We start from the raw sequence: 12,135 nt of genomic DNA on the forward strand, positions 1-12,135 counted from the left end.
TATCCTGAAACTTATGTTTATTTTATCATGACCATTATATACATGCAAAAATATGAAACTGACCTTTCCCAAGATTTCCCATCTCTATTAATGGAGGATTTTTTCAATATCTGTTATGCGGTCTACATAAGGAACACCGGCCTTTTCAAAAATCGGAGCAGCTTTTTTCCCCTCCAGACCTGTAAGAATTCCTATAAAGGAAGTCCCCGCGGACCGACTTCCAAGTACATCGGAATAAGAATCACCGCACACAATGACCTGGTCTGAACGGTCAGGCTTGACATTTTCTTCCAGGTAAGCCTTATAGCTTTTCCGATTTCTACCGTAAATGGCGCAAGTAAAAATAAATGGATGCGGCTTATCCGGTACAGGACAGTGGTAAAGTCCGGCTGCCTCGACTGCATCCGTTGCTGTGGCAAGATAAAGAGGATTAAATTCTTCGTACCAGTGAAACATTTTAAATGGAATTTCCATTTCTTCACGAGCTCTTCCGGTTGCCACACCCAATTCATAGCCCCGTCTCTTCAGTTCAATAAATAGAGCCCGTATGCTTTCGGCCGGCGCCAGTGGTACCTCATTATAAAGAAAGCCCTTTTTCCCGCCACTGTAAGGAGCCTTGTGCAGAAGAATAATATATGTGTCATCCCCAAGGTACCAAGCCTGAAAAGCTTCTGTATGAATCTTCCAGAAATCACTTCTAAGCTCTGCCCAGTGTGTAGATGCCTCAAAATCATCTGACATGGTAAGAGCAAGCTGATGAATAACATCTTCCCCCTGAAGTTCTTTGGGAACTACTTCTTCCCATTTTTGGAGAATATCATCTGCTCCAGGCACAGGAAGTCCCATAAGAATAAGTCCTGCTTTTTTCATATCCTCCGGCCGAGAGAATGAAAGGGAAATTTTTTCACCGCCGGACCTTTTTTTATAAACTTCGGCCATGAGCCAGAATGTAGTAATTAGTCGGGCATGGACCATATCCCAGTTGGAATTAATTCCCCTGTCCTTTAACCAGGCAAGGAGACGATCATTCCCCCATACTCTGGCCCGGCAAGCTGCAATCTGGCCCTCTGTAATGGCATCAGGAACAAAATCATCACTTTCTGCAGGAAGCCCCATATAATCCTTGCTGTAAAGGATTTCCCATACCGTAAGCGCGGATACATCAAAATACCTTTCTTCGGATAAAAGAACACCATCCACGTCAAAAATAACCTTTTTCATAATTTCCTCCTGGATATGGTCATATTTATTTTATTTTAACACATAAACAGTCTATGGGGGACTTTATTAGCGGATGGAAATTCTTCCCGGAAAACCGAAAAGATAAAAAGCCCCCTTTCGGGGCTTTTTAATGCCCATATTCTATATTTTTTTTATCCATGCATCCAGGGTAGAAAGAGCACGTTCTGCGAGTTTCAGATTTTTCTCCTTTTTGGGCACTTTCTTTTCAAGAGGAGGAATAAGCCCGAAATTCACGTTCATTGGCTGGAAATTTTTGCCATCAAAATGGGAAATGTAATAACACAAGGCCCCAATCGCTGTTTCCCGCGGAAAAGGAATCGGTTCCTTTCCCCTAACTCTGGCAGCAGCGCTATAGGCAGCTACAATTCCGGATGCCGCTGATTCCACATAACCTTCCACACCTGTCATCTGACCGGCAAAGAAAAGTCCCTGCCGTTTTCTGGTTTCCATAGTGGCATTCAAAAGATCCGGCGAATCCATATAGGTATTTCTGTGCATCACACCATACCGGATGAATTCCGCATGGGAAAGACCAGGAATCATGCCGAAAACCCGTTTCTGTTCACCCCATTTGAGATGAGTCTGGAAACCCACGATATTGTACATGGTATCATCTTCATTGTCCTGCCGGAGCTGAACTACCGCATAAGGATCTTTACCTGTCCTCGGATCCGGAAGCCCTACGGGTTTCATGGGGCCAAACCGCATGGTGTCTTCCCCGCGCTGGGCCATCACCTCAATAGGCATACAGCCCTCAAAGACTTTCTTGTTTTCAAACCCATGGACAGGAGCCATTTCCGCGTGACAAAGAGCTTCCCGAAAAGCTTTATATTCTTCTTCATTCATCGGGCAGTTCAGATAGGCTGCCTCCCCTTTATTATATCTGGACATACGGTAGACTACATCAAGATCCAGCGATTCCTTCGTCACGATGGGAGCTGCCGCATCATAGAAATGAAATCCCTCCCTTCCACAAAAATCCTGGATGTCTTCTCCCAGAGCCCCATCGGTCAATGGACCAGTTGCGATAATGACAATGCCTTCCGGTGGTATGGCTGTAATTTCCCGCTGAATAAATTCTACAAGAGGATGACTCTTCACAAGGCGGGTAACTTCCTCTGCATATCCCATGCGGTCCACAGCCAGAGCCCCGCCCGCCGGTACCTGGTTATCATCGGCTGCTTTCATGATGACCGAATGAAGGCGTCTCATCTCTTCTTTCAGAAGGCCAACTGCATTGGTCAGGGATGCCGCACGAAGGGAATTGCTGCAGACCAGTTCCCCGAAACAAGCCGTATGATGGGCAGGGGTCTGGCGAAGGGGACGCATTTCGATCAATCTGACGGGAATACCCATTTCTGCAAGCTGCCATGCAGCTTCACTCCCCGCAAGGCCTGCTCCCACTACGGTTACATACTGATTCAATCTGATTCTCCTGATTCTATACTACGACGTCTTTTGACTGATTTTTCCACTGAACCGCCTTCCTCCCCCTTTGCGGCGGCAGTCCGACGCTTCGGGTGAGAAGGACAGTCTGGATTGGAGCATGTAATAAATTCTTTCCCTGTCTTGAATTTCTTTTTTACCATAATGGAACCACAAGTGGTGCAGAACTGGTTAACCGGTTCATTCCATAGAGCCATATCACATTTCGGATATTGGCTGCAGCCATAGAAAATTTTCCCTTTATGGCTCCTTCTCTGCACCATATGTCCCTCATGACATTTAGGACAGATAATACCGGTATCAATGACAATCGCTTTATTGGTATTGCAATTCGGACATTTCAGGTACCGGCCATAAGGCCCTTCCCTATAAACCATGAGGGTTCCGCATTTGTCACAATGCACATCGGAAACTTCTTCCTCCCCCTGCAGTACACTGTAAGGCTTGATATTCCGGCAATCCGGATAATTCGGACAGGCAAGATACTTACCGTAGCGGCCAACTTTCACAATCATGTTGGCACCACATTTCTCACATTTCACATCAGTGACCACCTGATTTTCTTTCCGTTCCTTTTCAGATTCCACATTGGCTGCTTCCAGTTCACTGCTGAAAACTTTGTAAAAATCTGTAAGAACTTTTTTATAGGTAGCGTGACCATCAGCGATCTTGTCCAGCCAGCTTTCCAGACTGGCCGTGAAATCCACATTGATAATTCCTTCGAAATATTTTTTCAGGAGATCCGTGGTCTTGAATCCGATTTCCGTAGGAACGAACTGCTTTCCTTCCTTTACCACATATTGTCTTTTCTGAATTGTATCCAGGATAGGAGCATAGGTAGATGGACGGCCGATACCTTTCTCTTCGAGAGTTTTAATGAGGCTGGCTTCCGTATATCGGGGCGGCGGAGTTGTAAAATGCTGCTCTCCCTCTGTCTTCACATTCTTAACGATTTCTCCTTTTTTGAGGACTGGAAGTTCATGGATATCTTCTCCTTCCACCTTTTTTTCCTTCGCAGACTGCATGACAGTGAAACCATCAAAAAGAACTCTGCTTCCGGTTGCTTTCAGCACACACCGGCCACTTCCTAAAAGGGCTGTAGTCGTCTGCTGTTTCTGGGGAGCCATCTGACTGGCAATAAAACGATTCCAGATCAATGTATACAGTTTAAGCTGCTCCCTCGTCAGTACTGATTCCAGCACTTCCGGCGGGAAAAGAAGGCTGGTAGGACGAATGGCTTCATGGGCATCCTGTGCCTTTTTTGATTTGGCAAATACATTGGGTTTAGGAGGCAGATACTCTTCCCCGTAGACCGATTCTATATAGGGTCGTACCTGATTGATCATTTCATCAGAAATACGTGTGGAGTCAGTACGCATATAGGTAATAAGACCTACGTGTCCGTGTCCCGGTACTTCTATGCCTTCATACAGGGCCTGAGCAATCGCCATAGTCCTTCTGGACGGGAAATTCAGTTTATTGACGGCATCCTGCTGCATGGTGGATGTGGTATAGGGAGGTTTTGCCTTTCTCTGTTTGACAGACTTAACGACGGAAAGGATTTCTGCCTCTTTTCCATCGATTTCAGCCACGGCCTGGTCTGATGTTTCCTTATTGGAAATCACTGCCTCTTTACCATCGATCTGTATAAGTTTTGCAGTAAATTTCTCCCGGTCTTCTTTCTGGTAAATTCCTTCAATCGTCCAGTATTCTTCCGGATTGAAAGCCCTGATTTCTTCTTCCCTTTCACAGATGAGGCGAGTTGCGACAGACTGCACGCGGCCCGCGGAGAGCCCCCGGTAAATCTGTTTCCACAGCCAGGGAGAGAGTTTGTATCCCACAAGACGATCCAGTACACGCCTTGCCTGCTGCGCATCGACCCGGTTCATATCAATCGGTCCCGGATGGGCGATAGCCGCCCTGATGGCAGGCGGTGTGATTTCATGAAAGGCAATCCGCACATTATCTGCAGGATTAACGTCAAGAAGCTTGGAAAGATGCCAGGAAATCGCTTCTCCCTCACGATCAGGGTCCGTTGCCAAAAGGACATCTCTGGCACGATTGGCCTCTTTCTGCAAATCCTTAATGACAGACTCCCGTTCCACGGAATCTACATATTCCGGGGTAAAACCGTCATCGATGTCAACACCCAGTGTTTTCTTTGGAAGATCCCTCAAATGACCTTTGGAAGCCATCACTTTATAATCGGGACCAAGGATACGCTCAATCGTCTTTGCTTTTGCCGGTGATTCCACTACTACCAAATGCTTCCCCTTAGGATTGGGTTTTCTCCTGAAGGTGATTTCGCCGGTCTTTCGGCCTTTTCTTTTCTTTGTAATTGTAATCGTTCTTGTAATGGGCAAGGTAAATCCTCCCTGAAGAAATAAGTCCATAAGAATCCATAGATTTCCCAAAGGTATAAAGTATTCAGCCTTTGATTACGATGTACCTGCCAGGACCGGTTTCTTTTATATATCCTTTCAGTTGCAGCTGAAGCAGAAGCATAGTCAGCTTCACCACTGACAAACCGGACTGCTGAATGATATCTTCCGCAGTAATCTCATTTTCCGTACAGCAGAAACGATACACCAATTCTTCTTCCAGTGTCAACTGTTCTTTGAAAACTTTTTCTTTTCCCACTTCTTCCGCAGCGTCCCAGCCGTATTCGCTAAGCACATCTTTATACGAAGTACAGCAAATAGCGCCATTTCTAATCAGCTGGTTCGTCCCTTTGCAGGAAGGAATATAAATGCTCCCCGGTACGGAAAAAACATCTCTTCCCTCTTCCAGTGCAAAATCAGAAGTAATCAGGGAACCACTCCGCTCTGCCGCTTCCACTACGATAACCCCTCTTGCCATGCCGGAAATAATACGGTTTCTTGCAGGAAACTGCCGCCCCAGAGGAGGTGTACCCAGCGGATATTCAGAAATAAGAGTGCCTCCATTTTCGATAACCTGAAGAAAAAGATTCCTGTTCTCCGGTGGATAAACACGGTCCAGTCCGCATGCGGCCACTACGACAGTTTTCCCGTTTCCCTCCAGAGCCCCCTTATGGGCGGCACTGTCAATTCCTCTGGCCCCGCCGGAAACAATGGTTACTTCCTGCTTTGCCAGTTCCCTTGAAAAAGTTCCCGCAGTCTGGATTCCATAGGAAGTTGCCTTTCTGGATCCCACTACGGCAATCATTTTTTCATCAGAAGGTACAGCTCCTTTGTAAAAAAGGACAGCAGGAGGATTGGAAGTCGCCGCAAGGAGCAGCGGATAATCCTCATCTTCCCAGGTACAGCAGCGGATATCAGCCTTATATAATTCCTCTTCTACCCGGTCCGGTTCCGTCGTATGACGCCATTCCAGAAAAGCTGCTTCCGTTTTCCCTTTTAAAATCTTCGCATTGCGTATATCCTCATCAGGTGCCTTCCATACATCTTCCGGAGTATCGAAGAATTCAATAAGTCCCCGCATATGTTTCGCGCCAAGGCCCGGACATCCCGGAAGAGCAGCTGCATACTTATCCATAAATTACCTCCGGGGAATCATATTCCGATAACTGATGGCCTCTGCCACATGATCCGATTGAATCTGTTCCTTCCCATCCAAATCAGCGATGGTTCTTGCCACTTTAATAATCCGGTCATAACTTCTTGCAGATAAATGAAGCTTTTCGAAAACCTCCCGCAGCATTTCTGTGCCATCCTTATCCAGTGCACAGGTTTCTTTCAGCTGCCGGTGTCCCATTTGGGCATTGTTCTGCATATGCCACCGTGAAAGCCGTTCCGCCTGAATAGCCCTTGCCGCAGCCACCCGGGCAGCTATATCTTTAGATGCTTCTCCCTTGATGGTCGCTGTCAGTTCACTGTACTTTGGTCTCTGGACAGATACATGAAGGTCAATTCTGTCCAGGAGAGGTCCTGAAATCTTTCTTCCATAGCTCCTGATTTCCCCATCTGTACAGGTGCAGGGATGATCAGGATCTCCCAGATATCCACAGGGACATGGATTCATAGCTGCAATAAGGATAAAATCAGCGGGATATGTAAAGGATGCATTGACCCTGGAAATATGGACTTCCCGATCCTCAAGAGGCTGACGAAGCACCTCCAGTACGGATCTTGGAAATTCCGGAAGTTCATCAAGAAACAGCACTCCACGGTGGGCTAGCGTTACTTCGCCGGGCCGTGGGATGGTCCCGCCGCCGATAAGCCCCGCCATTGAAATCGTGTGATGGGGACTCCTGAATGGTCTCTCCCTAATGATATCCTGTGCCTTGAAAAGACCGGCTACGCTGTAGATTTTCGTGACTTCCAGAGCTTCTTCCCTTGACATGGGAGGAAGGATAGTCGTGATACGCCGGGCCAGCATAGTCTTGCCTGATCCGGGAGGACCGGTCATGAGCATGTTATGAGCACCGGCTGCGGCAATTTCCATAGCCCTTTTTGCCATAAACTGGCCCTGTACCTCAGCGAAATCCACATCGCTCATGATTTCCTGTCTCGTTTCGTGCCGCACTGCCGGATGCAGGGGTTCTTTTCCAATCAAGAATTCAACCAGTTCCCGGAGGGTCTTTGGACCATAAACCTCAATATTTTCGCAGAGAAGAGCCTCATTGGTCACTTCCGGAGCCATGAAGAAACGGGATATACCCTCCTCTTTCCCTGCAAGTACCATGGAAAGAATACCAGGAACCGGCCGTATTTCCCCTTTTAAGGATAATTCGCCAATAAAAATCGTATTAGCCAGGCATTCCTCAGGGATTTCCCCGCTTGCCGCCAGAAGTCCGATAGCAATGGACAAATCCAGACCGGAACCGTCCTTTTTCAAATCTGCCGGCGCCAGATTGACTGTAACCTTGTCGACAGGAAAATGGTAACCTGAATTCCGAATGGCCGAATGGACCCGTTCTTTGGATTCTTTAATGGAAGCTGCCGGAAGTCCGACAATATCAAAGGCGGGCACTGCCTTGTTGATATCTACTTCCACCCCGATGACATGCCCGTTAAGCCCGAAAGTGGTCGTTCCCAGAACTTTTGAATACATAGGCATTTCTCCTTATTGACCCAGATTCTGTTCAGAATGCATTTTTTATATGACGATACCTGGCAGCTCCTCCAGGTTCCGCCAAAATTTCAACCACATCAAAACGGATTCTTCTTCCTTCGATACGGCGGCCCAGAAGGTACATTTTCGCCGTATAACGAATATGCTGCTGCTTTACCGGCCTTACAGATTCCACCGGTTCCCCATACCGCCGATTGTGACGGCTTTTGACCTCCACAAAGACAAGCGTCCCCTCATCTTCCATAATCAGGTCAATCTCCCCATGGGCACTTTTGAAATTTCTCCTGATAAACCGATATCCTTTTTTCATTAGGTATTCTTTTGCAAGACTTTCTCCATCATTTCCAAAAGCAGTGGTCTGCATGGCTCCTCCTTTTGAAAGAATCATTCTACTTTATTTATTTTATGATTGTATGAAATGATTCGTCAATGAGTAAAAACGATTCATAAACAAATGATATGAATCATCCATTTATTATGATATTCAGTAATAATTTAAGCCGCATTTCGTAATCGCCCGTTCTAGAATCATTTGCATAAAAAATCCCGGATCCCTTAACAGGACCCAGGATTTTTTTAGTTCACGCTTTTGCTGCAGCTTCCATGGCTTTTTCGGCTGCACGGATTGTCATTTCAATATCTTCATCGCTGTGGGCGTAAGACAAGAAGAGTGTTTCAAAGGGAGAAGGTGCCAGATAAATATGCTGATCCAGCATGGAAAGAAACCATGCTTTGAACTGTTTCGCATTGGCTGCACAGGCATCCCGGTAGTTCAGAACTTCCCTTTCGGAAAAGAAAATACCAAACATGGACCCAGATTGATGACAGACAAGAGGCACACCGGCTTTATCGGCCACAGACTTAAAGCCAGCCAGCAAAGTCTTTGTTTTATCTTCCAGAATCTTATCGAAATCCGGGATTGCCATCATCTGCTTCAGTGTTTCAATACCGGCAGTCACGGCCAGAGGATTTCCGGAAAGAGTTCCTGCCTGATAAACACTTCCATCCGGGGCGATGCAGTTCATGATTTCCCTACGTCCGCCATAAGCAGCGGCCGGAAGGCCCCCGCCAATGATTTTGCCAAGGCAGGTCAGATCCGGATGAATATGGTATCTTGCCTGGGCTCCATGGAAAGCCGTACGGAAACCGCACATGACTTCATCAAATATAAGGACTGTACCATGTTTTTCAGTTTCCTTCCGGAGCGTATCGAGGAATCCATCTACCGGCGGGACGCAGCACATATTTCCTGCTACCGGTTCTACAATGACAGCAGCGATTTCATCGCCCTGTTCATCCATGATCAGGGTAAATGCGGGAATATCATTGTAAGGTACAACAAGGGTATCTTTGGCTGTCCCTTTTGTGACACCGGCAGAATCGGGGCTGCCAAAAGTAGCTGCACCAGATCCGGCCTTGACCAGAAGACTGTCCCCATGTCCATGATAACATCCTTCAAATTTCAGGATTTTATCTCGTCCTGTATATCCGCGAGCCGCGCGCAGTGCGCTCATGGTAGCCTCCGTACCAGAATTGACCATGCGCATTTTCTCGATGGAAGGATATACTTCATGAATCAGTTTGGCAATTTCTGTTTCCATAAGCGTGGGAGCTCCATAACTGGTGCTCCGTTCGGCAGCCTTCTGAATAGCGGAAATCACGGCAGGATGAGCATGACCCAGAACCATGGGCCCCCAGGAACCTACATAATCAATGTAGGTATTTCCATCAATATCAGTAATATGAGAGCCTTTTGCCTCTTTGATGAAAGGAGGCGGGCAGCCCATATGGGGATAGGAACGAACAGGACTGTTGACTCCCCCGGGCATGTAAAGCCGGGCTTCTTCAAAGGCAGCCTTTGACTTTTCCAGGCTGATCATAATCCCTTTTCCTCCTTCATCCATTTTGCCACATCCGGAGCATGGTAGGAAATGATGATATCTGCACCGGCCCGCTTCATGCAGAGAAGGGATTCCATAACGATTCTCTTTTCATCAATCCAGCCTTTTGCTGCAGCAGCCTTTACCATAGCATATTCACCGGACACATTATAAGTTGCAACAGGACGATTTACATGGTCACGAACCTGACGAACGATATCCAGATATGCCAGGGCAGGCTTTACCATAATGATATCTGCTCCTTCTTCCATATCCAGATCCACTTCCTTCATGGCTTCCCTGCTGTTTGCCGGGTCCATCTGGTAACCCCTGCGGTCACCAAACTGGGGAGCAGAATCGGCAGCATCACGGAATGGACCATAATAGCCGGATGCATATTTTACTGCATAAGACATAATGGAAACATCCTGAAGGTCATTGGCATCCAGGGTTTCACGGATTTTCGCAATACGGCCATCCATCATATCAGACGGTGCCACAATGTCCGCGCCGCATTCAGCCTGGGAAAGAGCCACTTTGGCAAGCAATTCAAGGGTTGGATCATTATCCACTTCATGACCCTTCAGCTGACCGCAGTGACCACTCTTCGTATACTGGCAGAGACATACGTCGCCTACGATAACGAGTTCCGGTACCGCTGCCTTGATGGCTTTCATAGCACGCTGCACAGGACTTGTCATATCCCAGGCGGAAGAGCCGATATCATCCTTGTATTCCGGAAGGCCGAAAACTTCCACGGCAGGAATACCCATTTTATAAATTTCTTCAGCCACCTTCACCGCGTTATCAACGGAGAGATGGTACTGTCCTGGCATACTTGGAATTTCTTCTTTAATATTGTTTCCCGGCACAACGAAAATCGGGTAAACGAAATCATTGAGTTCCAGGGAATTTTCCCTGACCATGGAACGGATCGCTTCCGTTCTTCTGAGACGTCTTGGGCGAAGAGTATTTAATTTCATTTCTGACTGACTCCTTCTTCAATGGCATGAACAAGACCATCAATTGTAAAAACTTTGGAAATAATAGATGGTTCCAGATTATATTTTCTGCAGGTATCCGCCGTAATGGGTCCGATGCACGCAAGGGTTACGCCCTTCAAAAGCTCACCTTTCCCATCAAGCTGGTTCATCAGGTTGTAAACCGTAGATGAACTGGTAAAAGTAATCATATCGGCGCCATGATTCTGAAGAATTTCAATCAGTTTCTCTTTATTCTCCTCATCTGGTACAGTCTGGTATGCTTCTACCACATCCACAGAACAGCCGAAATCACGCAGTCCTTCCGGAAGAACACTTCTTGCCACTTTTGCCCTGGCAATTAGAATCTTTTCTTTTCCTTTGAGGAGAGGTTTCATGACGGCCAGCAGATTTTCAGCTTTGTACTTTTCCGGTACACAATCTGCCCTTATGCCATGGCGGGCAAGCCAGCGGGCCGTTGCCGGTCCGATGGCACCGATTTTCAGATGGCCCAGTGCCCTGGTATCCATTCCTTTATCATAAAGCCGTTTGAAGAAATAGTCCACCCCATTCTGGCTTGTAAAAAGCAGCCAGTCGTAAGTTGAAATGTGTTCAAGCGCCTCATCCATTCCTTTATAGTTATCGGAAGGTTCTTTAATAGCAATTGTCGGAATCTCGATGGTTTCTGCACCTTTTTCATTCAGCACATCCACGAGACGGGAAGCCTGTGCTCTGGAACGGGTAACAATGATTTTTTTACCAAACAGAGGACGGTCATCAAACCAGCGCATATCCTGACGGAGATTGACCACATCCCCCACGATAAATACTGCCGGCGGCCTTATACCAAGTTTATTTACATCATCTGCCGCCTTTTCCAGAGTAGTTGTATAAGTTTCCTGATAGGGACGGGTGCCCCAGCAGACAAAGGCCGCGGGCGTATCCTTGCTCCTTCCGTATTTCATCAGCTGGGAGGCAATCATGGAAGTATTTGCAACACCCATCAGAAAAATCAGTGTATCCACACCACCTGCGAGCTTATCCCAGTGAATGGAAGATTCATTTTTGGTCGGATCTTCATGACCGGTAATAACAGCAAAGGATGCTGCCATCTTCCGATGAGTCACCGGAATTCCCGCATAAGCCGGAGCAGCAATAGCACTCGTTACACCGGGAACTTCCTCAAACGGCACACCTGCTTCTTTGAGAACTTCGATTTCCTCCCCGCCGCGGCCGAAAACAAAAGGGTCACCGCCTTTCAGACGGGCAACAACTTTTCCCTCTTTCCCCTTTTCTGCCAGAAGAAGACTAATATCATGCTGCTTCATGGTATGATTGCCTGCCTTCTTGCCGACATAAATATATTCGGCCTCCGGATTCATAAAGCGAAGGAGCCTCTTATCAGCAAGATAATCACCAACTACCACATCAGCTTCTTCCAGACATCTTTTTCCCTTGAGCGTCAGCAGTTCTGGATCTCCTGGTCCTGCGCCAATCAGATAAACTTTCCCTTTTTTCATAAAATTCTCCTC

9 protein-coding genes are annotated in these 12,135 nt (G+C 47.0%); all 9 read right to left on the reverse strand.

From position 1 onward, the window contains the following. Positions 1-87: 87 nt before the first annotated feature. On the reverse strand, positions 88-1,221 hold the full coding sequence (locus QZN42_RS01950; RefSeq protein WP_296954044.1) for an HAD family hydrolase: 1,134 nt from the start codon (positions 1,219-1,221) through the stop codon (positions 88-90). Between the two features lie 141 nt (positions 1,222-1,362). After that, positions 1,363-2,667 carry a methylenetetrahydrofolate--tRNA-(uracil(54)-C(5))-methyltransferase (FADH(2)-oxidizing) TrmFO gene (gene trmFO, locus QZN42_RS01955; protein WP_296954045.1) on the reverse strand — a complete coding sequence of 435 codons (1,305 nt, stop codon included), beginning with the start codon at positions 2,665-2,667 and terminating at the stop codon, positions 1,363-1,365. Next, positions 2,664-5,051 carry a type I DNA topoisomerase gene (topA, locus tag QZN42_RS01960; RefSeq protein ID WP_296954046.1) on the reverse strand — a complete coding sequence of 796 codons (2,388 nt, stop codon included), beginning with the start codon at positions 5,049-5,051 and terminating at the stop codon, positions 2,664-2,666. Before topA ends, trmFO begins: the two co-directional genes overlap by 4 nt. A 64-nt stretch (positions 5,052-5,115) precedes the next feature. Beyond that, on the reverse strand, positions 5,116-6,204 hold the full coding sequence (gene dprA, locus QZN42_RS01965) for a DNA-processing protein DprA (RefSeq protein ID WP_296954047.1): 1,089 nt from the start codon (positions 6,202-6,204) through the stop codon (positions 5,116-5,118). A gap of 3 nt (positions 6,205-6,207) precedes the next feature. After that, positions 6,208-7,722: a YifB family Mg chelatase-like AAA ATPase gene (locus QZN42_RS01970; RefSeq protein ID WP_296954048.1), complete on the reverse strand. Its 1,515-nt coding sequence runs from the start codon at positions 7,720-7,722 to the stop codon at positions 6,208-6,210. 31 nt (positions 7,723-7,753) lie between these two features. Next, positions 7,754-8,107 (reverse strand): YraN family protein, encoded by a 354-nt coding sequence (locus tag QZN42_RS01975; protein WP_296954049.1) that lies wholly within the window; start codon positions 8,105-8,107, stop codon positions 7,754-7,756. A gap of 217 nt (positions 8,108-8,324) precedes the next feature. Then, positions 8,325-9,623 carry a glutamate-1-semialdehyde 2,1-aminomutase gene (gene hemL, locus QZN42_RS01980; protein ID WP_296954050.1) on the reverse strand — a complete coding sequence of 433 codons (1,299 nt, stop codon included), beginning with the start codon at positions 9,621-9,623 and terminating at the stop codon, positions 8,325-8,327. Further along, positions 9,620-10,606 (reverse strand): porphobilinogen synthase, encoded by a 987-nt coding sequence (hemB, locus tag QZN42_RS01985; protein ID WP_296954051.1) that lies wholly within the window; start codon positions 10,604-10,606, stop codon positions 9,620-9,622. Before hemB ends, hemL begins: the two co-directional genes overlap by 4 nt. Further along, the gene (gene cobA, locus QZN42_RS01990) at positions 10,603-12,123 is read right to left on the reverse strand and encodes a uroporphyrinogen-III C-methyltransferase (RefSeq protein WP_296954052.1); all 1,521 of its coding nucleotides are present in this window, start codon (positions 12,121-12,123) and stop codon (positions 10,603-10,605) included. The genes hemB and cobA overlap by 4 nt, the downstream gene beginning before the upstream one ends. Between the last annotated feature and the right edge of the window lie 12 nt (positions 12,124-12,135).

Source organism: uncultured Dialister sp., from assembly GCA_900314595.1.
In the GTDB taxonomy this organism is placed as follows: domain Bacteria; phylum Bacillota; class Negativicutes; order Veillonellales; family Dialisteraceae; genus Dialister.